Source organism: Bacillus sp. PAMC26543 (genome assembly GCF_014250375.1).
GTDB lineage: Bacteria > Bacillota > Bacilli > Bacillales > Bacillaceae > Bacillus > Bacillus halotolerans.
This window is the reverse complement of sequence record NZ_CP060193.1, coordinates 318152-343307: the sequence shown is the minus strand read 5'-3', so window position 1 is coordinate 343307 and position 25156 is coordinate 318152. Positions and strand designations below refer to the sequence as shown.

Below are 25156 nucleotides of genomic sequence, written 5' to 3'. Positions count from 1 at the left end.
TCATCCTTTACTCTCTCTTTTTTTCGAATCCCATAAATACGATTTCGTATGTTCAAGCCAAGCTCTTGCCGCAAAGGACAAATAGCGGTCCTTTCTCCATATAATCGCAAGATGCCAAGGGATGACCGGATCGACAAGCGGGATGACTTTGACCTTTTCCGGGTCAAGGCCGCGGCATATGCGTTCCGGCAAAAGTCCGATCCCCAGGTTGGCTGACACCATCTCACTGATAAAATCCCATTGTGAGGTTTCGTAAATGATATGGGGTCGGAATCCGGCCTTGATACATTCCATCATAATTCGATTGTGGAGAACAAAATCCTCCCTGAAGAAAATAAAAGGCTCTTCCTTCAAATCCTGTAATCGGCTCTCTTTCTCACCCGCCAGCCGGTGGGAAGGGTGTACGACAAGCATTAATGTTTCTTTTACGATCGTAAATGAATGAAAAATGTCTTCGTTTGCGGGGAGAACAACAACACCGATGTCAAGAGAACCGTCCCCAACGCCTTCTTGGACTTTGATAGAGCCGTCCTCAACAAGCTGAAAGGTCACATTCGGATAATTTTCCCGAAAATCGCCGAGCACTCTCGGGAAAAAACCTGAGCCGATCATCGGCGGCAGTCCGATTCGCACATGCCCCTTCTTGACCTCCATAATATCATTTAACTCGGATGTCAGGTTTTGAAATGATTTAATGATTTCCTGCGCCTGCACGTACATGCTATGGCCGGCGTCCGTCAGCTCCACCTGTCTGCCGTTTCGGTAAAAAAGCTCGATCCCAAGCTCTGCTTCTAAATTTTTGATCATTTTCGATATCGTCGGCTGGGAAACATAAAGTGATTGGGACGCCTTCGTAAAACTTTTCAGACGGGCGACCTCCAAAAAATATGTTAAATGGCGGATGTCCATTTGTTTCACCCTTTCTATAGACAAAAGGAATACTTATTATGCTTAATATATATTTTACCTATAGCGTAACCTCATGTACAATATGAATATAAGGGAGGCATCAATATGAAAAAACTGTTGCTAACCGTTATTCAAATCGCTCTGTTATTTATATTTGCTCGGCTGATTAATTGGGTGACAGCCCTTCTTCATATAAATATTCCCGGCAGTATAATTGGGATTGTGATTCTTTTCACATTATTACACTTTAACATCATCAAGCTTGAATGGATAGAGCTTGGCGCGGCGTGGCTTCTTGGGGAGCTGCTTTTATTTTTTATCCCGTCTGCCGTCGGAGTGATTGAATACGGAGACATTATGTCAAAATTCGGTGTCAGCATTTTGCTTGTTGTCATCATCAGCACGTTTGTCGTGATGGTGTCCACAGGAACGCTTACACAAATCATTGCGAAAAGAAAGGAGAAAAAACATACGTGTTCATCGGAATTGTAAGTTTGTTATTAACGGTTTTGGTGTATTTAGGAGCAAAAAAAGTATATTCTCGTTTTCCGCGAGTCTATACGTCGCCGCTATTGGTGACGCCCGCTGTGTTAGTCGGTCTGCTGCTGCTGGTGAATGTCCCGTACGAGACATATAATCTTGGCGGTGAAGTGCTGACCGATATGCTTCAGCCGGCTACCGTGGCATTTGCGATCCCGCTTTATAAATATTTCCCTGTTTTAAAGAAATACGCAGTGGAAATTATTTTGAACGTCGCCTTCGGCTCATGCATCGCGATTATTTCTACAGCTCTTATTGCGAAATGGCTTCACCTCGGAACTGGCTTGATTGACAGCCTCGTTCCAAGATCAGTGACAACGCCGATCGCCATGAACGTATCTGAAATGATCGGCGGAATGCCTGCGGTCACAGCCATATTTGTCATTTTGACTGCATTGTTCGGCACCGTCATCGGCCCGATGGTCATCCGCTATTTCCGCATTGATAACGAAATTGCGCGGGGCGTGCTGCTCGGCACAAGCGCACATGGAGCGGGCACATCCAAAGCATTTGAGCTTAGCTCAGTGTCCGGCACGATTTCCAGCGTGTCAATGATCCTTGCGGCGATTATGACGCTTTGCGCGGCGCCGTTTTTAATTTCATTTATGTAGGAAGAAAAAACTGTCCTGGCAAGGGCAGTTTTTTTGTGTCTCCTTCCATTGAAAAGCTGCAAAATTACAATATAATGTAATTTGTGGATACCAAAGGAGGCACCCCCATGCATAACTTGCAGGTGAAACGGCACTACGCAGCATTAAAAGGATTTTATTTGTTTGCTTTCCTGGGCACAGGCAGTATCATTCCGCTGCTCAGCATGTATTTAACAAAGGAACAGCATTTAAGCGGCTCACAAGTCGGCTTGATTATGTCACTCGGCCCGATTGTGATGATCTTTTTCCAGCCGTTTTGGGGTATGCTGAGTGATTATACGCAAAAAACAAAAAGCCTGCTTGCGGTTTGTACATCAGTAACAGGTGTCATCGGGCTCGGCTACATCGCATTTGACGGCTTTCCCCTGTTTATTCTGATTGCGGCCTGTTTTGCAGCCTTTCAGAGCACAATCATTCCATTGTCAGACAGCATTTCTTTACGCTACACACAACAAACAAACGGAAACTACGGCGGAATCCGCCTGTTTGGTTCTCTCGGCTTCGGCATTGCGGTGTTTGTCATGGGACAGGTGACGAATCAGCTGTACCCCATTCACGTCATCTTTATCTTTGGCTGTGCCTTTCTGTGCATGGCAGCCATATTGGCCTCACAGATGCCGGGCCAGCAGAAAACAAAAACAAAGATCAATATCCGCAAAGGGTTCCGGGAGCTGGTCAGCAACAAAACTTTCCTTATCTTTATGATCATCACCTTTACGACATTTGCACCAAATTTAGCGAACAATACATACTTCAGTCTGTTTCTCGACAAAAGCGGCGCGTCTCTTTCCGCCATTGGCCTTTTATTTTTTATCGGAGTGATCTCAGAGATTCCGTTTATGAGGTTTGCGCAGAAATTCATAGATAAAATGGGATTGCTCAATGTCATCATACTGTCCGGCGGGGTTTCATTATTCAGATGGACGCTTTACTTCACAGAGCCTTCGTTATGGATCATTTATGCGACGGTATGCCTCCAAGGCGTTTCTATTGGTTTATTTATTCCGGCGGCGCTGCAATACGTCAAAAAGATTACCCCAAGCCATGTGGAGGCGACAGCGCTAACCATGTACGCCGCCATCGGCAACGGATTCGGCAACTGGTTCTGTACGTTTGTTGGCGGATACATTTTTGACTACGTTTCCATCTTCGCGGTCTATCTGCTCTTCGCCATTCTCAGCATAGCGGGCGCAGGGCTGACATTATATTTAATAAAAGCAGAAAAAAATAAACATACGCTTCATCAGCCGGCTGTTACTTTTAAACCATAACGACTATAATGAATAAAAAGGAAGGAAGTGTGCTATGAACGGGCAAGAACGGAGCAGCATTTCTAAAGGATTGCAGGTAGATATTGTATTGAAAGCGGATCAAAAAACAGGAAAACTGACGCGAGGCACAGTGAAGGATATTTTAACGAAATCTAGCTATCATCCGCACGGCATTAAAGTCCGTCTGGAAGATGGCCGTATCGGACGCGTCCAGCAAATCATTTCTACATAAAAAGCTGCCCTGAACCGGGCAGCTTTTTTCTTTTATTTTTTCTGCAGAAAGACAACTTTTAAGTAATTGCCTTCCGGATATGCTGACATCGTTTTAAAGTCCTCCGGCAATGTAAATTCCTCTATAATCGTATAGCGTTCATTTGTTTCTTTGAACGCGGTATCGATAAAGCCTTTGAATTTCTTCATTCCGAAGGCGCTGCTGTTTGTAGAGGCGACAATGATGCCCTTGTCGGCTGTAATGGCGATCGTTTCCTTCAGCAGATTTTTATAATCCTTGGCCGCGCTGAAGGTGCGTTTTTTTGTGCGGGCAAAGGATGGCGGGTCGAGAACAATCAGATCAAAGCGCAGATCCTTTTTCGCCGCATATGAGAAGTATTTAAAAACATCCATCACTTTAATATCGTGCGCCTCGTAATCCAGCTTGTTCACGCTGAATTGCTCGATCGTTTTGGCCAGGCTTCGATTTGCCACGTCCACGCTTGTTGTTTTCTCCGCTCCGCCTAACGCTGCCGCCACTGAGAACGCACCCGTATAAGAAAACGTGTTTAAGACGTTTTTTCCATTGGCATAGCGGTCTCTGATCGCTTTGCGCACATGTCTTTGATCTAAAAAGATGCCTGTCATGGCGCCTTCGTTTAAATCAACCGCGTATTGTATCCCGTTTTCTTGAATGATGATCGGGAACTCGCCTCTTTCTCCCTTCACGAAGTCATCATCCTCGACATACTGTCCAGCCGTATCGAAGCGTTTCTTTTCGTAAATCGCTTTATATCCAATATCCAGTTCATCCAGAGCGGCAATGAGCGTTTCTTTAAAGGTGTAAATGCCTTTGCTGTACCATTGGAGCAGCAGGTATCCGTCATAATAATCAACAGTGACGCCGCCGATGCCGTCGCCCTCACCATTAAAGAGACGGAAAGCCGTTGTATCAGGCGCCGCGAAAAGACTTGCACGCGCTTGTACCGCTTTTGTTAATTTGCTGAGGAAGAATGTTTGGTCGATATGTTCATTTTTATTGCGTGTGAGCGTCCAGCCGACCCCTTTGTTTTGCAGGCCGTAATAGCCCCTTGCGAGAAACTCGCCGCTTTCAGACATGACATCAACGAGGTCGCCTTCTTTGACGTGCCCCGCACTGCCGGTGAGAGCTTCCTTTTCGATGAGCGGATAGCCTTTTTTGATTTTTGCAGCATGTGCTTGCTTTAGGGTGAGTAGCTTCATATATGTTCGTCCTCTTTCTGTTTGCTTTTTCTTATCGTACCACAAAACGCCAAGATGTCTTCATTGACAGAAAGGAAAGGTTTTTCTACGATAGACAAAAAGAGTTTCTAGGAGGAACAGCATGGCAAAACGAATTGACCATACAGGCATTATGGTAAGAGATATGAACGCGTCCATTTCATTTTATGAAGAGGTTCTCGGCATGAAATTGAAGGACCGCATCACTCATACGAACGGTATTATCGAGCTTGCTTTTCTAGGCTTTGAAGATGGTCCGGAAACAGAAATCGAACTGATTCAAGGCTACAGCAGCGAGCTTCCCGCCGAAGGTAAAGTGCATCACATTGCCCTGCTGACTGATGACATCGCGGCCGAATATACAAAAGCGGAAAGAATGAATGCGAAATTTATCGACGAAGAGATCACAACACTTCCAAACGGGTATCGGTATTTTTATATCGAAGGTCCTGACGGCGAGTGGATAGAGTTCTTTCAGCGGTAAGAAAAAAGAACGTATCTCTGTTTAGAGGTACGTTCTTTTCTTATCTATACCAATTCATATACGTAGTTTCATCGCAAAACATGGCCTCCCAGCCCATACGCTGAACCATGTCATGAATGTTTTCATCTTTCGCAAGAAAAACATTCATGAATGAGTCGTATACACTCATAAATACAAAATCCATTTTCTCATCAGTCAAAATGAGATCTGCGGCGGCTTCATCAAGAACCGTCCGCAAGTTAGCCTCAGTTGTGTCCAGAAAGCCGCTGTTTTCCACAATTGGTTCTGAGTAATAAAACCGATTGGAGCCGTTGTAACGAAGCACTTTTACCAAACCGGGAATATGAAAATTTGAAATATGGTCCTCACTGGGATAAAAGAGATCTCCTTTTAAGTTCGCATGTAAAAGTTCAGCCAAATCCTCTCTCGCGTACTCATCCCTTAAAGCAAATATCGATGTCTTCAAAGCCAGCGCCAGCTCTGCATGTGTTTGGAATCCGCATGAAGACATGATCTCTTTCCATGTAACTGCTTTTCCTTTTTCCCTTACTTCTTGATCATTTGGATAAATATGCTCATACTCATTTTTTCTCTTAGCTTTTTCCCACCCTTCAGGCATTTGAATAAAAGGAGAAAATAAAATAGCAGCTGATGTATATTCAACTGGTATTTGTTTTAAGATTGGTGATTCGTCATCTAACCATATGTATTCTAGCATGGGCACCCCCTTTACATATTCTAACATTTACTTATAGTTGATAGAAGATCATCAGCCCTTTAACAGCTGATGATCTATTACAGCTTACATCACGTCGCATTTTTATCCCCGGATTCAACCGCACTCTCTTCCTTCCATTTTTGATGATCCCATATTCTGAAAAACGGGTAGTAGATAGCACATGTAATGAACAGGTTCACCAGCTGCATGACCGCTCCAGATACTTTTCCGCCTGTCGCCAGGTACCCTGATATGAGCGGCGGCATGGTCCATGGCACGGCGATTCCGGCGGGCCTTGCCACCAGTCCGGTGCTCATGCCGATATAAGTGGCGGTAATTGTGAGGAGCGGGGCTATGATGAACGGAACGATAAGGAGCGGGTTCATCACAATCGGCATGCCGAAAATGATCGGCTCGTTGATGTTAAATAGCGCAGGACCAATCCCTAATTGGCCGAGCTGCTTCATCTGTTTGCTTCGGGACCGAACAAGCATTGTGAGTACAAGCGCCAGCGTTGCTCCGCTTCCGCCGACATTGATCCAAATTTGAAAAAACTGAGTCGTAAAAATACTCGGCAGCGCCTCGCCCGCTTGAAACGCGAGACGGTTTGCATCCATGGCGCCATACCAAATCGGCGCCATAATACCGCCGATGATCGAAGCGCCGTGAATGCCGCATGCCCAAAGCAGCATTTGCACGAATTCAGCGATCAGACTCCCGCCGAGGCTGCCTCCAAGGATGGAAAGCGGCGTGCCGAGCAGGTCTCCGACGACATTGTGCAGGCTTTGAAAAGGCGTCATTTCAATCAGAAGACGCGCCAGCCATATAAGAAATACGATAATAAAGCCGGGAATCAGCGCGACAAATGATTTGCTTACCGCCGGCGGCACGCCGTCAGGCATGTTAAACACAATATTTTTTTGAATGATGTACCGATAGACTTCAGTCGAAAACAAGGCGATGATCATGGCGACAAACAGTCCCTTGCTGCCGAGCAATGTAATGGGAATGCCGCCTCCGATCATGATTGATTCTGTTGAGCCATCCGGCGTAAAAGGCACCTCGAACGGCGTTGCCAATAAGAAGGCTGCAATTGAAATCGCTCCGGCCGACAGGGCATCAACACCGTAGCTTTCCGCCAGCCGATAGGCGATCCCGAAAGCCGCAATCATTGCCATAATATCGAATGAAGCATTGACAGGATAGCCGAGCTTATCCGCCCACTGTTCCCCAAACACGCTCGTCATAAAATCAGCATAACCGGGAATCGGCAGACTGGTTAAAATCAAAAAGACAGAACCGATAATAATCAGCGGCATGGTCAAAACAATTCCGTCACGCAAAGCGCTGAGATGCCGCTGCCCGGCAATTTTCCCAGCGACAGGCATGATTTTTTCTTCCATCACCCGAGTGAACGCGCTCATCTGAAAAGCCCCCTTTTTTCACTGCTTTGTAAACAACCTTTGCAATGTTTTCTTTATCTTATTTTGAAAACGCTTACAAATTCATGTGGAAAATTTCCTCTTTCTGCGGAAAAAATCTGCATTCTTCTGAACAACCCTCTCAATGAAAAAATCTTTCCTTCTTATTATCAAAATCACATTTTCCTCCGATATATATATCAAACATCATAGAAAAAGGAGAAGAACCATGAAAAACATGTTTTGCAAACTTGTTGTATCAGTCACTCTGTTTTTCAGTTTTCTCGCCCTAGAGCCTCTTGCACATGCAGAAACCAGCAGCGAGAAAGAGGTCATTGTGGTCTATAAAAACAAAGACGGCAAGGAAACCGTCCTGGACAGTGATGCTGAGGTTGAGCAGCAGTATCAGCATCTTCCAGCGGTAGCTGTTACAGCAGATCCAGAGACAGTAAAAGAATTCAACCAGGATCCTGATATTTTGTATGTCGAAAACAATGTCACGTTCACTGCAGCGGACAATACAGACCTCAAAGTACTGTCAGAGAACGCCGACACCACTGACAACTTCGAACAATGGAATCTTGAACCGATTCAGGTCAAACAGGCTTGGAAGGAGGGGCTGACAGGCAAAAACGTCAAAATCGCTGTCATTGACAGCGGGATCTCCCCCCACGACGACCTGTCGATTTCCGGCGGGTACTCAGCTGTCAGTTACACCTCTTCTTACAAAGACGATAACGGCCACGGAACACATGTCGCCGGGATTATCGGCGCTAAGCATAACGGCTACGGAATTGACGGCATCGCACCGGAAGCACAAATATATGCGGTTAAAGCGCTGGATCAGAACGGCTCGGGAGATCTTCAAGGTCTTCTCAAAGGGATCGACTGGTCGATAGCGAATGGAATGGATATCGTCAATATGAGCCTTGGCACGTCTTCAGACAGCCAGATTCTTCATGACGCCATGGACAAAGCATATGAAAAAGGCGTACTGCTCGTTGCCGCAAGCGGAAATGAAGGAAACGGCAAGCCAGTAAATTACCCGGCGGCATACAGCAGTGTCGTTGCAGTGTCAGCGACAAATCAACACAATCAGCTCGCAGCCTTTTCAACAACAGGAAATCAAGTTGAATTTTCAGCACCGGGAACAGACATCACGAGCACGTATTTACATCAATATTACGCGACGGGAAGCGGCACATCCCAAGCGACACCGCACGCCGCTGCCATGTTTGCGTTATTAAAACAGCGTGATCCTGGTAACACGAACGTGCAGCTTCGCGCCCTCATGCAGAAAAACATCGTTGATCTCGGAATTACGGGCCGCGATCAGCAATTCGGCTATGGCCTGATCCGGTATAAAGCCCAGCAGGCAGATAAAGCGTACGCGGCGGCTGAGCAAGCGGTCAAAAAAGCCGAACAGACAAAAACACAAGCCGATATCGACAAAGCGAAAAAGCTCGTCAGCAAGCTGCCTAATTCCAGCGCCAAAAAAGCTTTGCAAAAAAGACTGGATAACGTTCAGGCATACAGAAATGTAAAAGACGCGAAGGACAAAGTGGCAAAGGCAGAAAAGTATAAAACCCAGCAAACCGTTGATACAGCACAAGCCGCGATCAACAAACTGCCGAACGGCACGGATAAAAAGAACCTGCAAAAACGGTTAGATCAGGTCAAGCGCTATATCGCATCAAAGCAAGCGAAGGACAAAGTCGCCAAAGCGGAAAAAAGCAAAAAGAAAACAGATGTCAGCAGCGCTCAATCGGCAGTCAGCAAGCTTCCGGCAGGTTCAGAAAAAACGTCCCTGCAGAAGCGTCTCAACAAAGTGAAAAGCAGCAATGTAAAAAAGGCGCAGCAATCAGTCGCCGCAGCGGAAAAGAAATCAACTGACGCAAACGCGGCGAATGCCCAAAAGGCCGTCAATGAACTTCAGTCCGGAAAAGACAAAACGTCATTGCAAAAACGGTTAGATAAAGTGAAGAAAAAAGTGGCGGCAGCTGAAGCCAAAAAAGTCGAAACAGCCAAAGCCAAAGTGAAAAAAGCGGAAAAAGACAAGACAAAAAAATCAAAAACAGCCGCTCAGTCCGCAGTAAATCAATTAAAAGCATCCCATGAAAAAACAAAGCTGCAAAAACGGCTGAACGCCGTTAAGCCGAAGAAATAATTGAAAAAACCTTTAAGACGAGTGTTACGTCTTAAAGGTTTTTTCGTCTGTTAAACTGTGTACGCAACCTTTTTCCCATTTGCTTCACAGGCTTTTCATACTATTGCTATCCTGCTGTGAACAGCATAAAATGAACGGTATTACAGATATCAACTGCATATTGCGGGATTGTGACTGGCAAGCAGGCAAGACCCAACGATGCAAAGGGAGTATTAGTGCCTAGAAAAAGAAGGCATTTTAACTCTTCTTTTCGTGTTGGGCTCATAACGGCGCCAATGACATTTCTGCTTTATATGTTTCGTAATGCCCCGTCACCCGACGAGGGCATTTTTTGATGGCTCTGCACGCTTTACATTTTTCTCACTTTTTTCATTTTGATTGTCAACTTTTCATTTGATACGATGAACAAGCCGACTTTTCTTCAGCAGAGGAGGTTTTTATTGTTTGCAAAAAGAAATTGCGAAAGAATTATTGCTCCTCGCAGGAGGAAAAAGCAACATTATCAGCATCAGCCACTGTACAACTCGTCTTCGTTTTGAAGTAAAGGATGAAACGAAAATCGACATACGTGCTATTGAGAATCTGCAAGGTGTGCAGGGCACCTTTTTCAGATATGGCCTGTTCCAGATTATTTTTGGGGCAGGTATCGTCAACAAAATTTATAAAGAAGTCGTTTGTGTGTGGGAGGCATCGCCTTCTGAAGAGGCTGTTCAAGAGAAACATGCCAGACGCAAACTGAACCCCGTCACAACATTTGCTAAAACGCTGTCCGATATTTTCATGCCGATTATCCCGGCGATAACAGCAAACGGTTTGCTCATGGGGCTGATCGGCATGATTCAGGTCTTTCACTGGTTCTCTGCCGACAGTCCGTGGATCAAAATGCTGGATCTCGTGTCCAGCACCGCCTTTATTCTGCTGCCGATTTTGGTTGGCTTCAGTGCCGCCAGACAATTTGGCAGCAACCCATTTTTAGGGGCATTGATAGGAGGGCTTCTGACTCATCCTGATTTGCTTGATCCATCCATGCTCGGCAGCAAAACCCCCGCTTCCTTGGACATATGGGGGCTGCACATTCCATTGATGGGCTATCAGGGCGCCATTATACCGATTCTTCTCTCCATTTATATCATGAGCAAAATTGAGAAGCTTTTAAAAACGATTGTGCCCAAGTCACTTGATGTCGTGATCATTCCCTTTATCACTGTGATGGTGACAGGATGTCTCGCGCTGATTGTGATGAACCCCGCCGCAGCTATCATCGGCCAGGTCATATCACAATCGATTGAATACATTTATCACCACGCGGGCATTGCTGCCGGAGCTCTTTTCGGGGGCATCTATTCCACTATCGTTCTATCAGGCTTGCATCATAGCTTTTATGCGATTGAAGCGACTTTGCTTGCTGACCCTCATGTGGGTGTGAACTTTTTGGTGCCGATATGGTCAATGGCGAATGTGGCGCAAGGCGGAGCGGGACTGGCGGTTTTCTTCAAAACGAAGCAGTCAAGCCTGAAGAAAATCGCGCTCCCCGCTTCCCTTACCGCTTTTTTAGGCATTGTGGAACCAATTGTTTTCGGAGTAAATGTGAAGCTGATCCGCCCCTTTATCGGAGCCGCTATTGGAGGCGCTCTCGGCGGGGCGTATGTAGTTGGGGCACACGTCGTTTCGAATTCCTACGGACTGACCGGCATCCCGATGATTTCAATCGTGCTGCCGTTTGGCATTGCGAATTTTGTTCATTATATGATCGGTTTTTTGATCGCGGCCGTCTCTGCTTTTATAGCTACGTTGTTTCTCGGGTTTAAAGAAGAGACAGAATAACTGGATTTATTCGATTTCATTCATAAAACGGGGGATGAAAGGACAAAAAGCTATGAAAATTAAAAGAATCTTAAATCATAATGCAATCGTCGTAAAGGATCAAAATGAAGAGAAGATTCTCTTGGGTGCAGGAATTGCGTTCGACAAAAGAAAAAATGATATTGTCGATCCGTCTAAAATCGAAAAAACATTCGTCAGAAAAGATACACCTGACTATAAACAATTCGAAGAGATTTTAGAAACATTGCCGGAAGACCATATTCAAATCTCCGAGCAAATTATTTCCCATGCTGAACAAGAACTGAACATCAAAATCAACGAACGGATTCACGTTGCGTTTTCAGACCACCTCTCATTTGCGATCGAACGCCTGAGCAACGGAATGGTCATCAAAAATCCGCTGCTGAATGAGATCAAAGTTCTTTATCCGAAGGAATTCCAAATCGGCATGTGGGCTAGAGCGCTGATTAAAGAGAAACTGGGCATTGAGATTCCTGAGGATGAAATCGGCAATATCGCCATGCACATTCACACAGCGAGAAACAACGCCGGCGACATGACACAGACACTTGATATTACAACGATGATCCGTGATATTATCGGCATTATTGAAACCCAGCTGTCGATCAACATTGTGGAGGATACCATTTCTTACGAAAGGCTCGTGACCCATTTGCGCTTTGCCATTCAGCATATCAAAGCAGGCGAAACCATTTACGAGCTGGATTCAGAAATGATCGCCATCATAAAAGAAAGATTCAAGGATGCTTTCCTATGCGCCAAAAGCATCGGCACATTTGTGAAAAAAGAATACGGCTTTGAATTTCCTGAAAAAGAACTGTGCTATATCGCCATGCATATTCAGCGCTTTTATCATCGGTCAGTGGCCCGCTGACAAACAAAAAAACGCTTTTGATCATCTCAAAAGCGTTTTTTCATATATAGATTATTGATTGATAGCCGGGTTTCCGATCGTATTCCACTTTGTATAGGACATGTAATGGAAATACTCATCGCGATACGGATGTTTTGTATTGGAGTTCCAAGGCTTTTCTCCGCCGCAGAAGTGGACGATTGCCGGGTTTTCTCTCGTTTCATTATATTGCTTCCGTCCTAACAGTGTCGAAGGTGTTTTCAGTTTTAACATGATGTATGTTTGAGCGTTCCAGCGCGGATGAAGCTCATACCACTTATCATATAAGATCGCGTTCAGCGCATCTTGGTCATGTAACACAAGAAAATCTTCAGAACCGTTTTCATTGATAAAGTTGAGAACTTTTTCTGTGATGTTTTGCTTTCTCCAAGGTTCCATATCAATAACCATAATACCAGAGTTAAAATATTTTCCCGTGTCAGTGATATTCATTTCTTTCAAACGTTCATGCTGCCCCGCATCTTCCACAGCAGCAACGGTGTATGGAGCGATGTCCAAGTCCCATAGTTTCGAAATATCCTCAAGGACAAGTGCATCACAATCGACATAAATCATCCGCTTAATGCTCTCATCCTTAATTAAGTCAGGAATCGAAATGCGGTAATACGCCGCTTTTGTAATGTGGCTGCTTTCCACCGCATGTTCATACTGGTTGGCATCCACTTCTAAAAACTCAATCGGCACGCCGAACTTCAATGTGGTTTCTTCCAGCCTTTTTTTGTTATCAGGCTCAATTCCCCCATCAATCACATATAGCTTTACTTTTCTGTTCTGGTCCATGTTTGTCAATAAAGAAACGAACATCCCACCTAAATGACGAGCATAATTATCATCTGCGCATGATACGATATGCATAATTTCATCTTTCTTCAATGGTATTCATCTCCCTTTGTGTTGTACAAGTTACATTCCCTTTTTCAGAAAATTAAACACTAATCTCCAATATTTTTTTAAATAGAATGTGCTATACAACAAAAGAGGTGTTATTTTTTGAACATCCGATAAAGCCAATAAAGGATGAAAAAGCTCGCGATCGTAATGGCTTCAGCTGAGGCGATATACCATGGCCAAGGCCCGAGAACATCCAATAGCGAAGAACCGCCCGGCTTTTTCGTTAAATACATATAATTCGCTTTCAGCCAGCGGTCAACCAGATAAATGATTCCTCCGTACAGATTGACAATCAATACAGTCACCCATAAAGAGCGCTGTCTGAGTCTGTACGTGCCAATCACCGCCATAAGCAAACAGGACAGAAACACGGATCCGTGCGAAATAAAAAAGAGAATATACCGCACATGCGGAAATGAGAACATACCAAGGTCTGGGGTCAGAAGCGCCTGAAGGGAGCTTCCGATGCCGACAAAATACAAAAACACAAACAGCTTTCTGCTCTTTGTCACCAGCATAATAGCTGATAAATACACAGACAAGTCACTCAGCTGAAGGGGCAGAGAAGTCCGCACCGACCACCTGCCCGCGGCGATCATCCATATTTGGTAACCAATTTGTGAAGCAAGCAAAAGAAACACAAACAAATAGCGCAGAAATGTACTGAATGCTGGCCGGCTGAGTGGCCGGCGGAACAAAAACAAAAGAATGGCAAGCATGCCGATCAAGCTTAATGTCACTGCATGCTCTGTCGAAAACAGATGAAACGGATCGTGTTTATACACGCCTTGAACATATTTTTGCACAACTGCACCCCCGTCTGCGGGTTTTTCTTTATTGTGGTGTTCTTTTGGCTTTTTTTATGCAACCAAAAAATATAGGCTTGAAGTTCACCATCGTCTCTGCTACAATTCATTTCACAGCTAATGATTCTGATAATTTAAGGCGGCGACAAATGGAACGTTTAGATAAACAGCAGCAGCTTCGCAAAGAAGAGCATGACACACTCAGCAAGCTTAAACAAATGCCCGTTGAGTCACTCAACCTGGAAGCCATTTCGATCGCGACGAACCTGTATCGGTCTGCGCAAAGGCTCCGTGTCAAAATGGAGACTGAGGTTCTTTCTTCTTACAAATTATCTTGGACCGCTTTCTCCATTCTTTACGATCTATGGGTGTGGGGCAAACTCGAAACGAGAAAAATCGCTGAGCTGTCAGGCATTTCAACAGCAACAGCAAGCAACGTGATCAAAACGCTCGAAAAAAAGGGTTTTTGCTCCAAAAGTATCGATACCAGAGATCGGCGACTTGTTTTTGTCACAATCACTGAATCCGGCAAACAAGCGATCGAAGCACTCTACCCAAAGTTTCACAAAGGGGAAACGGAATTGATTACGGGCATGACAAAAGAGGAGCAAAAAACCCTGACAGGACTGCTTAGAAAAGTAGCGGACAATCTTCATACATCATAAGCTTTGACGGGAATCCAGTAGCGGTTTGTCTCCCTGTTTCAGAGAGCCGGCGGAAGGTGCGAGCCGGCACACAGGCAAACGCGAATTACCTCCCCGAGCTTTCTTTGTGAACGTTAGTAGCAAAGGACGGGAAACCGTTATCGAATGAGCGGAAGACAATGTCTTCAACCAGGGTGGTACCGCGTGCATTGAGCCACGTCCCTTATCGGGATGCGGCTCTTTTTGTGTTTCTAAAAAAGGAGGAAGAACGATGAAAACATTTGATCAGCTCACAGCAGCACAGCAAGAAGAAGTCGAAAGACAGCTTGATCTATATATGACAGGCGCCCAAGAAGTCATACCGCCGGAGGAATTAAAGGCTAAGCTTGTCAAATCGATTGCGGCAGGCACACCGCTTAAAATTAAGCTCGGATTAGATCCTTCTGCACCGGATGTTCATCTGGGACATACGGTCGTTTTAAACAAGCTTCGCCAATTTCAAGAAAACGGCCACATTGTGCAGCTCTTGATTGGCGATTTCACAGGAAAAATCGGTGATCCGACAGGCAAGTCCGCGGCCAGAAAACAGCTGACTGATGAAGAAGTCCAGCACAACGCCAAAACATACTTCCAGCAATTCGGGAAAGTGCTTGATCCAGAAAAAGTCGAGCTGCACTACAACTCGAAATGGCTGAAAACATTGCATCTGGAGGACGTTATTGACTTAGCAGGCAAAATAACAGTAGCCCGCCTGATGGAACGCGATGACTTTGAAGAACGCATCGCCATGCAAAAGCCGATCTCCCTGCATGAATTCTTTTACCCGTTGATGCAGGGATACGATTCCGTCGTTCTGGAAAGCGATATTGAATTAGGAGGAACAGACCAGCATTTCAATGTGCTGATGGGGCGGCATTTTCAAGAACGATACAACAAAGAAAAACAAGTCGTCATCCTGATGCCGCTTTTGGAAGGCTTGGACGGTGTTGAGAAAATGTCGAAATCGAAATACAACTACATCGGCATTGACGAACATCCGAACGACATGTACGGGAAAACAATGTCACTGCCCGACAGCCTGATGAAAAAATACATTCATTTGGCAACGGACTTGGAGCTTGAAGAGAAAAAACGGCTCGTGAAGGACTTAGAAACCGGCGCCGTTCACCCAAGGGATGCCAAAATGCTTTTAGCCAAAACGATTGTCCGAATGTACCACGGATTAGAAGCCGCTGAAGCAGCCGAACAATCTTTCAAAACAGTCTTTCAGGAAAACAGCCTGCCTGAGGATATTCCGGCTGTGAACTGGAAAGGCGAGAAAACGATCGCGATGATCGATCTGCTCGTCACTCTTGACCTTCTCTCTTCGAAAAGCGAGGCGCGCCGCATGATTCAAAACGGCGGTGTCCGGATTAACGGAGAGAAAATAACAGACATTCACGCCGATGCAGAGATAGAGGAGAATATGATCATCCAGGTCGGCAAACGCAAGTTTTTAAAACTCCGATAATTTGATGTCCTGACGCTTATGAAATCGGCTTTCATAAGCGTTTTTTTTGCAGGTATAAAGAACTGTCTTTTCAAAAATGCGCTTCAGTTTGCAGGAAAATCCTTTAGCATCCCGAAATATTCCCCATCCAAACATTAGGGGAGGTTCATGTTTATGAAAAAGCTTTTGACTGTAATGACGATGGCCGTTTTAACGGCCGGCACGGTTCTCTTGCCGGCACAGAGTGTCACCCCTGCTGCGCATGCTGTTCAAATATCAGATATCCAGCGGGAGCTCCCATTCAAAGCAAAGCGCGCATACTCAACCATTTCACAGCTTAGTGAAACAATCGGCCCCAGAATAGCCGGGACATCTGCCGAAAAAAAGAGTGCCTTATGGATCGCTTCATCCTTGAAAAAATTAAAACTCGATGTGAAGGTTCAAACGTTTGGCATTCCTGACCGACTTGAAGGAACGCTATCCTCAGAAGGCCGTGAGATCCTCATTCGGGCGGCATCCGGCTCTACACCAACTGAAGAAAAGGGCCTCAACGCTCCGCTGTATCACGCCGGTTTAGGATATCCTGATGATTTCTCCGCTGACGCCAAGGGGAAAATCGCTTTGATTTCAAGAGGAGACCTGACATATTATGAGAAAGCCAGGAATGCCGAGGCGGCCGGCGCAACGGCTGTGATCATTTACAATAATAAGGAAAGCCTTGTGCCTGTCACCCCAAATCTATCAGGAAATACAGTCAGCATTCCTGTCGTCGGAATTAAGAAAGAAGACGGTGAAACTCTTATCCAGCAAAAAGAAGCAACCTTACAACTAAAAGCATTCTCAAACCAAACCTCTCAGAACATCATCGGTATCAAAAAACCAAAGAACATCAAAAATCCTGATATTGTCTACGTTACAGCCCATTATGACAGTGTTCCTTTCTCGCCCGGCGCAAATGACAACGGATCAGGCACATCTGTCATGCTGGAAATGGCACGCGTCTTGAAAAGCATTCCTTCTGACAAGGAAATCCGCTTTATCGCCTTTGGCGCTGAAGAGCTCGGCCTGCTCGGCTCCTCTCATTATGTAGATCATCTATCAGAAAAAGAGTTGAAACGAAGCGAAGTGAACTTCAACTTAGACATGGTGGGTACAAGCTGGGAGAATGCGTCTGAGCTGTATGTCAACACATTGGACGGGCAATCTAACGATGTTTGGGAATCCAGCCATACGGCCGCTGAAAAAATTGGATTCGACCGCCTGTCTCTGACACAGGGAGGCTCATCCGATCACGTGCCATTCCATGAAGCCGGCATAGATTCCGCTAACTTTATTTGGGGAGATCCGGAAACAGAAGAAGTAGAGCCGTGGTACCATACCCCTGAAGACTCTATCGAACATATCAGCAAAGAACGCCTTCAGCAGGCTGGCGACCTTGTGACAGCCTCTGTCTATGAAGCTGTGAAAAAAGAGAAAAAACCAACCGGCAAGAAGGCACATATCAAGGCAAAAGCCTCTGATATTTATGAAGATATCAAATAAAAAAAGACGGCACATTGCTGCCGTCTTTTCTAATCCACTTCTTTCTTAATCCCCAGCATTTTTTCATCTAAATAGTGGGCGATCTCCGCCGCTTCCTTCAGTTCATCGGTTAAATGTTTAGGGACGTCGTTGTTCAGTTTATAGTAGATTTTATGCTCCAAGCTCGCCCAGAAATCCATGGCGATGGTGCGGATTTGAATTTCTGCTTTGACGTATTCCACTCTGTTCGTTAAGTTCACAGGCATTTCAATAATCAAATGCAGGCTTCGGTAGCCGTTCGGTTTCGGATTCTGAATATAATCCTTTACCTTTACGATCCGCAAATCCTCATGCTGCTTCAGGACGTTCACGACATTATAAATATCAGAAATAAAGGAACAAATGATACGCACACCGGCAATATCGTTGATATGTTCCTTCATTTCCTGTGTCGTAATCTCGCAGCCCTTTCTCATGAGTTTATTTACGATGCTTTCAAAGCTTTTCACACGTGATTTTGTATGCTCAATCGGATTGTGGCCGTGAATTAAATTATATTCCTGACTGATAATCGAAAACTTTGTATCAAGTGCATCTAGCGCAAATTTATAAACTAACAGTTCGTTTTTCCAGTCTTCCATGACGGTTTTTAAATCGTCCATATGTGTTACAGATAAATCCATTTTCGTCATCTCCTTTAACGGATCTTTATCCGCTGTCCATGTACTAGACGTGCCTGCCTGCTGCTAGGTTCTATGAATTTTTTTACAAAATCCTGTCGAATGTAACAAAAAAAGACCGCTCGAAAAAGCGGTCTTCTTTCTTACCGGAAATAGCTGATCAATAATCCAATCGACAGCAGGAATCCGAAAAATGTATTGGTTTGCGCTGTGGATTTCATCGCCACAATCATATTCATCGGCAATTCTTTTTTGACGAAGCCTTTCACCGCCTGAACCGGCTTAGGCACGCTCAAAAAGACGACAAACAGCCATGGGCTTGCAGCTCCGGTAATAACCAAGCCGACAACCCAAATATAAGCGACAGCAAACGACGCAGCCAGCAGAGTGACGGCTCCTTTATGCCCCATCAGGATCGCCAATGTTTTGCGTCCGCCTTTTTTATCCTCTTCGATATCACGAATATTGTTCGACAGGTTGATCGCGCCGACAAGAATCGCAATCGGAATCGAAATGAAAATGCTCTGCTTATTGATCATGTCTGTCTGAATAAAAAATGAAATCAGCACAAACACCGAACCCATGCAAATGCCTGAGAATAACTCACCGAACGGTGTATATGCAATCGGCAGAGGCCCGCCTGTATACAGGTAGCCGATCGCCATTCCGACGAGACCGATGGCAGCCAGCCACCAGCTGCTGCTCATGCAAATATAAACACCGAGTAAAATGGCAATGCCGTATGAAGCGAGAGCTAATTGCAGAATCGTTTTGGGCTTCATACCATGTCTGACAATTGCGCCGCCGATTCCGACAGATTCAGCTGTATCTAACCCGCGTTTAAAATCGTAGTATTCATTGAATAAGTTCGTCGCGATCTGGATCCATAAGCAAGAAAACAGCATAGCCAGAAACAGCAGCAAATCAACCTTCACATAAAACATCGCCAAAACTGTTCCGAGAAGCACAGGAACAAACGACGCCGTTAATGTATGCGGTCGCGTTAATTGCCACAGGATCTGCCCCATACTTTCTTTTTCCGGCGCTGTCTGACCCTCACCCTTATTTGTTTGGTTCATCTTCCTCTTCCTTTCTATTAAAAGGCTTACTTTTTTTCAGCCGGCCACTTGATGAAACTTGCGTTTTGCTTCCTTATCTATCATAATGACTTCTCCACCATTTCACAAGATACCTTAAGCGGGCGTTTTCCTTCTTATTATACGCTTTCTGCCCTGATTTCATTAGAGTTCTGCCTGCGCCTTTACAAACAGGAGCGGAAAAATTTTTTTAAATCATTTACGCTTTTTAAAAGTTAAAAAGTTCTCTTCATAACATTTATTCTTTCCTTTATAATGAATCAGTCAGAGAAACTTCATTCATACTCTTTCAAAGATAAAAATTCACTTCTGAAGGCAGAAGCCGATATATAAATTTGAGGGATATTAGGGAAAATATGAAACTTTTTGCGCATCCGCTCGTCATATACTCATGTAATTGTCGAAAAAACGGGAAGGGAATTTGAATATGCTGCAATTGATGAAACAGCTGTATGAAAAACCCGCTGTCAAGTGGACATGTCATACAGGCTTTTATTTGTTGATACTGCTTGTTTTGTTTTTTATGTATGGTTTTCACACCGCGAATACCGGTTCTTATATTTATAACGATTTCTAATTGGAGAGAGAATAACAATGAAACTTTTAGATGCTATTCAAACACATGCGGAAACTTATCCGCAAACCGAAGCCTTCCGCTCTCAAGGCCAGTCGCTCACATATCAGGAACTTTGGGCGCTGTCTGACCGTGCGGCTGCCGCGATCAAAAAACGCGTTTCTGGAGAAAAGGGTTCTCCTGTTCTGGTGTACGGACATATGGAACCGCACATGATTGTCTCCTTTTTAGGAAGCGTCAAGGCGGGACATCCTTATATCCCGGTTGACTTGTCCATTCCGTCCGAGCGGATTGCGAAAATCATTGAAAGCTCGGGCGCCGAATTGCTGATTCACGTATCTGGTCTTCCTGTTGATATTGACAGCGGGCTGATTCAGACAGTATCAGCGGAAGAACTGCTGGAAAACGAAGGCACTGTCAGCCGTGATCAATGGGTGACAGGACACGAAACGTTTTATATCATTTACACTTCCGGAAGCACGGGCAATCCGAAAGGCGTGCAGATTTCTGCCGCGAACCTTCAAAGCTTCACAGACTGGATTTGCGCAGACTTCCCGATCAACGGAGGCAAAACGTTTTTAAACCAAGCACCGTTTTCATTCGATTTATCCGTCATGGATCTTTATCCGTGCCTTCAGTCAGGCGGTACTTTACACTGCGTGACAAAGGACGCCGTGAATAAGCCGAAGATCTTATTCGAAGAGCTCAAAAAGTCCGGACTGAATATATGGACATCGACGCCATCCTTTGTGCAAATGTGCCTGATGGATCCTGGATTTTCACAAGATCTGCTTCCTGAGGCGGACACATTTATGTTTTGCGGAGAGGTTCTCCCGGTTTCTGTAGCCGAAGCGCTGCTTGAGCGTTTCCCGAAAGCGAGAATCTTTAATACGTACGGTCCGACTGAGGCGACAGTCGCTGTTACGTCTGTTGAAATTACAAGTGACATCATCAGCCGGCACGAATCTCTGCCAGTCGGCTTCGCCAAACCGGATATGAACATTTTGATTATGGATGAACAGGGGAATCAGCTCCCGGATGGAGAAAAAGGCGAAATCGTCATTGCAGGCCCGAGTGTAAGCCGCGGCTATCTCGGTGAGCCTGAGCTGACAGATAAAGCATTCTTCTCTTATGAAGGCCAATGGGCATACCGAACTGGTGATGCTGGTTATACACAAGATGGTCAGATTTTCTGCCAAGGCCGCTTGGATTTCCAGATTAAACTTCACGGGTACCGGATGGAGCTGGAGGAAATTGAGTTTCATGTGAGACAGTCTCAGTACGTGCGCTCAGCTGTTGTGATTCCGTATCAGCCAAACGGAACTGTCGAATATCTGATAGCTGCAATTGTGCCTGAGGAGCACGAATTCCAGAAGGAGTTCCAGCTGACGAGTGCGATTAAAAAAGAGCTTGCCGCTTTCCTGCCGGCTTATATGATTCCGAGAAAGTTCATTTATCAGGATCACATTCAAATGACGGCTAACGGCAAAATTGACCGGAAACGCATCCGCGAAGAGGTTCTTGTATGACGCCTTACAGCTCGTTTTTATTCTTTATATTGCTTGGCATTCTTCTTCTGCCGACCATCATTCTCGGCTTGAACGGGAAAAGATTCCAGGCATACAACATGTTTATATCCATTCTTATATTGGCTCTGATTTTCTCGCATGACTTACACGGCGTCATCGCCCTGTGTCTGTTTACCATATGGCAGGTGCTCCTGATCAGCGGCTACCTGGCGTACCGGCAGAAAGCGAACAGCGGCTTTGTCTTTTGCTCGGCTGTTATCGCGTCTATTCTGCCTTTATTCTTGTCAAAAATATGGCCGTTTCTTTCTCATCCGCAGCCGCATCATCCGGCGCATAACCTGATCAGCTTTTTAGGGATTTCGTATTTAACCTTTAAAGGCGTTCAGCTGATTATGGAAGCGAGAGACGGGCTGCTGAAGGAACAGCTGCCGCTTCACCGCCTGCTGTATTTCATCCTGTTTTTCCCGACGATTTCTTCCGGTCCGATTGACAGGTACCGCAGATTCGTCAAGGATGAGCAGAAGGCATGGACAAAAGAGGAATATGCCGATCTGCTGTATACGGGGATTCACAAGATTTTCATTGGATTCCTTTACAAGTTTATTATCGGCTATGCGATCAACACGTATTTCATCATGAACCTTCCCGCGATCACGCACAATAAGATCCTCGGGAATCTGCTTTACATGTACGGCTACAGCATGTATTTATTCTTTGATTTTGCCGGCTACACGATGTTTGCCGTCGGGGTCAGCTATATTATGGGGATTAAATCGCCGGAAAACTTTAATAAACCGTTTATCAGCAAAAATATTAAAGATTTCTGGAACCGCTGGCATATGTCTCTGTCATTTTGGTTCAGAGACTATGTATTTATGAGATTTGTATTTTGGATGACAAAGAAAAAGTGGATCAAAAACCGTATGGCCGTCTCAAACATCGGGTATTTCCTGCTGTTTATGCTGATGGGGGTTTGGCACGGCCTTGCGCCGCAATATATCATCTACGGCCTCTATCACGCCGTCCTGATGACGTGTTACAACTTTTTCGAGAAGTGGAATAAGAAATATAAATGGCTCCCGTCCAACCGCTGGACAACGATTCTCGCTATTGTGATCACGTTCCATTTTGTGTGCTTTGGGTTTTATATTTTCTCAGGAAAGCTATTTCATCACCATCATTAAAGGAGATTAGAAAACTATGGATTTTAAACAAGAGGTATTAGACGTTTTAGCAGAGGTTTGCCAGGATGACATCGTAAAGGAAAACCCTGATATTGAAATTTTTGAAGAAGGTTTGCTTGATTCTTTTGGAACAGTAGAATTGCTGCTTGCGATTGAAAACCGTTTTGATATTCTGGTGCCTATCACTGAATTCGACCGGGATGTATGGAATACGCCTAATCACATTGTAAACCAGCTGTCTGAGTTGAAATAATGAAAAAGCGTTTTTTCGGTCCAATTATTTTGGCGTTTATTCTATTCGCAGGCGCCATCGCAGTTCCATCTTCATGGCTGACAGGCTTCATCACCGATAAACGGGTTGAAGAGTCAGCAACAGCCTTGAACCCGAGTATGTTTCAGGGGCTTTATTTACAAAATCAGATGCTCAATGATCCGACATATCTTCCGATTTACGGGTCTTCTGAGCTTTCCCGGCTGGATGAGTTCCACCCATCCAATTATTTCAAAGTAAACAATGAGGGATTTACGCCTTACCTTGTCGGCAAAGGCGGATCCCAGTCATTGATACACTCCTTAAACTTCGCTGCCCATATGGATCAGCTGAAGGGCAAAAAAATTGTTTTCATCGTTTCTCCGCAGTGGTTTATTAAGCGCGGGTCTGATGAACAGCATTTTGCGCCGAACTATTCCGCGCTTCAAGGGCTGGATTTGGCTTTTAACGAGCAGATCGACCCTGACGTGAAAAAGAAAATGATGAAGCGTATGCTGCGCTTCAAAGCTGTTCAAAACGATGCTGTACTTTCCGAGCTTTATAAGGCGATGGTGAATGGCCAGACATGGAAAGTGAACGCGCTGAAGCCGGCGGCAAAAGTATATTACAAGATGCTAGAAAAGAAAGACCTTTATTATTCAGCGACGGAAACCACAGGACCAAAGCGCTATATCTCACAATCCGTGAAGGATAAGTCATGGTCTGAATTAAATAAACTGGCCGATGAATCAGGCAAACGCCACTCCGGGTCTAACGATTTTCACATCGACAATCCTGTTTATAAAAAGCTGAAGCCGAAAGTGCCTAAGCTGAAAGGGAAAAACAAAGGCAGATCGTATGCGAAGTCACCGGAATACGGCGATTTTGAGCTGATGCTTCATATACTGAAAGACGCGGGCGCAGAGCCTATGTTTGTCACCATCCCTGTTAACGGAAAATGGTATGACTACACAGGCTTCCCGAAAAAAGGGCGCACTGACTATTATGAAAAGGTCAATAAACAGATTAAAGCGAAGGGCTTCCAAGTCGCTGATTTTTCAGGTCATGAATATGACCCTTATTTTATGAAAGATACCATCCACATCGGCTGGAAAGGCTGGGTGTATGTGGATAAGGCAATTGATGAATTCTATAAAACCGGAAAGGTTACTTCATCGTGAGCATCTATTAGGACGCGGCTGCATATTTCCTGCTAAGATTTGAAATAGTAAAGGAATCACAGCCAGCTTGATAAGAGGTGTTACATCAATGAAGATGACAGGCAATACGGTTTTGATCACAGGCGGTTCAGCAGGCATCGGGCTTGAACTGGCCAAACGGCTGCTTGAGCTCGGGAATGAAGTGATCATTTGCGGACGCAGCGAAACACGTCTTGCAGAAGCAAAAAAACAGCTCCCAGCCCTCTATACAAAACAATGCGATGTCGCAGACCGCGCGGAGCGTGAGGCATTGTTTAAATGGGCCCAGAAGGAATTTCCAAAGCTGAACGTTCTCGTTAACAATGCGGGCATTCAAAAGGAAATTGACTTTAAAAAAGGGACTGAGGAACTCTTTGTGGACGGGGATGAAATAGAGCTGAATATCCAAGCGCCTGTCCATTTATCAGCTCTTTTTACGCCTCACTTGATGAATCAGCCGGAAGCGGCAATTGTTCAGGTAACGTCCGGGCTCGCGTTTAACCCGTTAGCTGTTTATCCGGTGTACTGTGCAACAAAAGCGGCGCTCCACTCCTTCTCACTCACGCTCAGATACCAGCTTCGTGATACAAGCGTTGAAGTGATCGAGATGGCGCCGCCTATGGTTGACACGGGATTAAATCAAAAATCACGCGATAAGCAAGGTCTGACGTACCGCGGCATTACACCTGAAGAATATGTTCAATATTTCTTAGACGGCTTAAAAGAAGGCAAACAAGAGATTACAAATGAACGTGTCGAAGGTCTGCGGAATGCGGTCCGTGCCGATTACGACAGAGTATTTGAACAAATGAATGCGCAGGAGAATTAATTTCTCCTGCTTTTTCTTATAAATTTTTTACAAATTTGAGCAAACCTATTGCGATTATTTGGTGAAGGTATACAA

The 25156-nt window shown here is 45.0% G+C and carries 25 protein-coding genes and 1 other annotated feature; of the genes, 17 read left to right on the top strand and 8 right to left on the bottom strand.

Features of this window, described 5'->3' with window-relative positions:
* Nucleotides 1-909, bottom strand: coding sequence for a cidABC operon transcriptional activator CidR (cidR, locus tag H7F27_RS01690; protein WP_095712727.1), 909 nt, complete (start codon nt 907-909; stop codon nt 1-3).
* Between the two features lie 105 nt (nt 910-1014).
* On the opposite strand from cidR, the gene H7F27_RS01685 reads away from it, so the two are divergent.
* The 4 genes from H7F27_RS01685 (at nt 1015) to H7F27_RS01670 (ending at nt 3602) form a co-directional block, all read left to right on the top strand.
* The gene (locus H7F27_RS01685; RefSeq protein WP_015714922.1) at nt 1015-1401 is read left to right on the top strand and encodes a CidA/LrgA family holin-like protein; all 387 of its coding nucleotides are present in this window, start codon (nt 1015-1017) and stop codon (nt 1399-1401) included.
* Nucleotides 1383-2060: a CidB/LrgB family autolysis modulator gene (locus H7F27_RS01680; protein WP_024123308.1), complete on the top strand. Its 678-nt coding sequence runs from the start codon at nt 1383-1385 to the stop codon at nt 2058-2060. Before H7F27_RS01685 ends, H7F27_RS01680 begins: the two co-directional genes overlap by 19 nt.
* A 107-nt stretch (nt 2061-2167) precedes the next feature.
* The gene (locus tag H7F27_RS01675) at nt 2168-3370 is read left to right on the top strand and encodes an MFS transporter (RefSeq protein WP_024123309.1); all 1203 of its coding nucleotides are present in this window, start codon (nt 2168-2170) and stop codon (nt 3368-3370) included.
* A 34-nt stretch (nt 3371-3404) separates the two neighbouring features.
* Entirely contained in the window at nt 3405-3602 is a 198-nt protein-coding gene (locus H7F27_RS01670; protein ID WP_010332373.1) for a YwbE family protein, read from the top strand.
* 32 nt (nt 3603-3634) lie between these two features.
* On the opposite strand, the gene H7F27_RS01665 is transcribed toward H7F27_RS01670, so the two are convergent.
* Nucleotides 3635-4822, bottom strand: a complete 1188-nt coding sequence (locus tag H7F27_RS01665; RefSeq protein WP_101859768.1) for a class I SAM-dependent rRNA methyltransferase — start codon at nt 4820-4822, stop codon at nt 3635-3637.
* 121 nt (nt 4823-4943) lie between these two features.
* On the opposite strand from H7F27_RS01665, the gene glxA reads away from it, so the two are divergent.
* Entirely contained in the window at nt 4944-5324 is a 381-nt protein-coding gene (gene glxA / locus H7F27_RS01660; protein WP_044159953.1) for a glyoxalase GlxA, read from the top strand.
* Between the two features lie 40 nt (nt 5325-5364).
* Here glxA and H7F27_RS01655 read toward each other — a convergent pair whose 3' ends face one another.
* Together H7F27_RS01655 and celB are read right to left on the bottom strand one after the other, a co-directional pair.
* Nucleotides 5365-6042: a DUF2711 family protein gene (locus H7F27_RS01655; protein WP_185848476.1), complete on the bottom strand. Its 678-nt coding sequence runs from the start codon at nt 6040-6042 to the stop codon at nt 5365-5367.
* An 89-nt stretch (nt 6043-6131) separates the two neighbouring features.
* Nucleotides 6132-7466: a PTS cellobiose transporter subunit IIC gene (gene celB / locus H7F27_RS01650; RefSeq protein ID WP_185848475.1), complete on the bottom strand. Its 1335-nt coding sequence runs from the start codon at nt 7464-7466 to the stop codon at nt 6132-6134.
* A gap of 226 nt (nt 7467-7692) precedes the next feature.
* Here celB and H7F27_RS01645 point away from each other — a divergent pair, with 226 nt between their 5' ends.
* From H7F27_RS01645 to sacY, 3 genes are all read left to right on the top strand, one after another.
* Nucleotides 7693-9630 (top strand): minor protease Epr, encoded by a 1938-nt coding sequence (locus tag H7F27_RS01645; protein WP_185848474.1) that lies wholly within the window; start codon nt 7693-7695, stop codon nt 9628-9630.
* Between the two features lie 444 nt (nt 9631-10074).
* The gene (locus tag H7F27_RS01640) at nt 10075-11454 is read left to right on the top strand and encodes a sucrose-specific PTS transporter subunit IIBC (RefSeq protein ID WP_095712721.1); all 1380 of its coding nucleotides are present in this window, start codon (nt 10075-10077) and stop codon (nt 11452-11454) included.
* Between the two features lie 52 nt (nt 11455-11506).
* Complete coding sequence (gene sacY, locus H7F27_RS01635) at nt 11507-12349, top strand: transcription antiterminator SacY (RefSeq protein ID WP_044160381.1); 843 nt, start codon at nt 11507-11509, stop codon at nt 12347-12349.
* Between the two features lie 51 nt (nt 12350-12400).
* On the opposite strand, the gene H7F27_RS01630 is transcribed toward sacY, so the two are convergent.
* Together H7F27_RS01630 and H7F27_RS01625 are read right to left on the bottom strand one after the other, a co-directional pair.
* Nucleotides 12401-13261 carry a glycosyltransferase family 8 protein gene (locus H7F27_RS01630; protein ID WP_024123317.1) on the bottom strand — a complete coding sequence of 287 codons (861 nt, stop codon included), beginning with the start codon at nt 13259-13261 and terminating at the stop codon, nt 12401-12403.
* A gap of 110 nt (nt 13262-13371) precedes the next feature.
* Nucleotides 13372-14085 carry a YwaF family protein gene (locus H7F27_RS01625; protein WP_185848473.1) on the bottom strand — a complete coding sequence of 238 codons (714 nt, stop codon included), beginning with the start codon at nt 14083-14085 and terminating at the stop codon, nt 13372-13374.
* 149 nt (nt 14086-14234) lie between these two features.
* Between H7F27_RS01625 and H7F27_RS01620 the strand changes: the two genes are divergently transcribed.
* The 3 genes from H7F27_RS01620 to H7F27_RS01610 all read left to right on the top strand — a co-directional run bounded on the left by H7F27_RS01620 (nt 14235) and on the right by H7F27_RS01610 (nt 17760).
* Complete coding sequence (locus H7F27_RS01620) at nt 14235-14750, top strand: MarR family transcriptional regulator (protein WP_024123319.1); 516 nt, start codon at nt 14235-14237, stop codon at nt 14748-14750.
* Nucleotides 14745-14956 (top strand) — a binding site (T-box leader). (Overlaps the previous gene by 6 nt.)
* Nucleotides 14957-15000: 44 nt before the next feature.
* Nucleotides 15001-16239, top strand: coding sequence for a tyrosine--tRNA ligase (gene tyrS / locus H7F27_RS01615; protein WP_185848472.1), 1239 nt, complete (start codon nt 15001-15003; stop codon nt 16237-16239).
* A gap of 153 nt (nt 16240-16392) precedes the next feature.
* Nucleotides 16393-17760 (top strand): M28 family metallopeptidase, encoded by a 1368-nt coding sequence (locus H7F27_RS01610; RefSeq protein ID WP_185848471.1) that lies wholly within the window; start codon nt 16393-16395, stop codon nt 17758-17760.
* Nucleotides 17761-17789: 29 nt separating this feature from the next.
* Here H7F27_RS01610 and ywaC read toward each other — a convergent pair whose 3' ends face one another.
* Together ywaC and H7F27_RS01600 are read right to left on the bottom strand one after the other, a co-directional pair.
* Nucleotides 17790-18422, bottom strand: coding sequence for a GTP pyrophosphokinase YwaC (gene ywaC, locus H7F27_RS01605; protein ID WP_010332385.1), 633 nt, complete (start codon nt 18420-18422; stop codon nt 17790-17792).
* Between the two features lie 140 nt (nt 18423-18562).
* A complete protein-coding gene (locus H7F27_RS01600) occupies nt 18563-19498 on the bottom strand; it encodes a 1,4-dihydroxy-2-naphthoate polyprenyltransferase (protein WP_059335211.1) in 936 nt (311 codons plus the stop codon).
* A gap of 445 nt (nt 19499-19943) precedes the next feature.
* Between H7F27_RS01600 and H7F27_RS01595 the strand changes: the two genes are divergently transcribed.
* The 6 genes from H7F27_RS01595 (at nt 19944) to H7F27_RS01570 (ending at nt 25081) form a co-directional block, all read left to right on the top strand.
* A complete protein-coding gene (locus tag H7F27_RS01595; RefSeq protein WP_010332387.1) occupies nt 19944-20093 on the top strand; it encodes a teichoic acid D-Ala incorporation-associated protein DltX in 150 nt (49 codons plus the stop codon).
* Between the two features lie 17 nt (nt 20094-20110).
* Nucleotides 20111-21619: a D-alanine--poly(phosphoribitol) ligase subunit DltA gene (gene dltA / locus H7F27_RS01590; protein ID WP_095712715.1), complete on the top strand. Its 1509-nt coding sequence runs from the start codon at nt 20111-20113 to the stop codon at nt 21617-21619.
* Complete coding sequence (gene dltB / locus H7F27_RS01585) at nt 21616-22803, top strand: D-alanyl-lipoteichoic acid biosynthesis protein DltB (protein WP_095712714.1); 1188 nt, start codon at nt 21616-21618, stop codon at nt 22801-22803. The genes dltA and dltB overlap by 4 nt, the downstream gene beginning before the upstream one ends.
* A gap of 16 nt (nt 22804-22819) precedes the next feature.
* Nucleotides 22820-23056 carry a D-alanine--poly(phosphoribitol) ligase subunit DltC gene (dltC, locus tag H7F27_RS01580; protein WP_024123329.1) on the top strand — a complete coding sequence of 79 codons (237 nt, stop codon included), beginning with the start codon at nt 22820-22822 and terminating at the stop codon, nt 23054-23056.
* Nucleotides 23056-24234 (top strand): D-alanyl-lipoteichoic acid biosynthesis protein DltD, encoded by a 1179-nt coding sequence (gene dltD, locus H7F27_RS01575; RefSeq protein ID WP_024123330.1) that lies wholly within the window; start codon nt 23056-23058, stop codon nt 24232-24234. Before dltC ends, dltD begins: the two co-directional genes overlap by 1 nt.
* A gap of 88 nt (nt 24235-24322) precedes the next feature.
* On the top strand, nt 24323-25081 hold the full coding sequence (locus tag H7F27_RS01570; RefSeq protein ID WP_185848470.1) for an SDR family oxidoreductase: 759 nt from the start codon (nt 24323-24325) through the stop codon (nt 25079-25081).
* Nucleotides 25082-25156 lie beyond the last annotated feature (75 nt).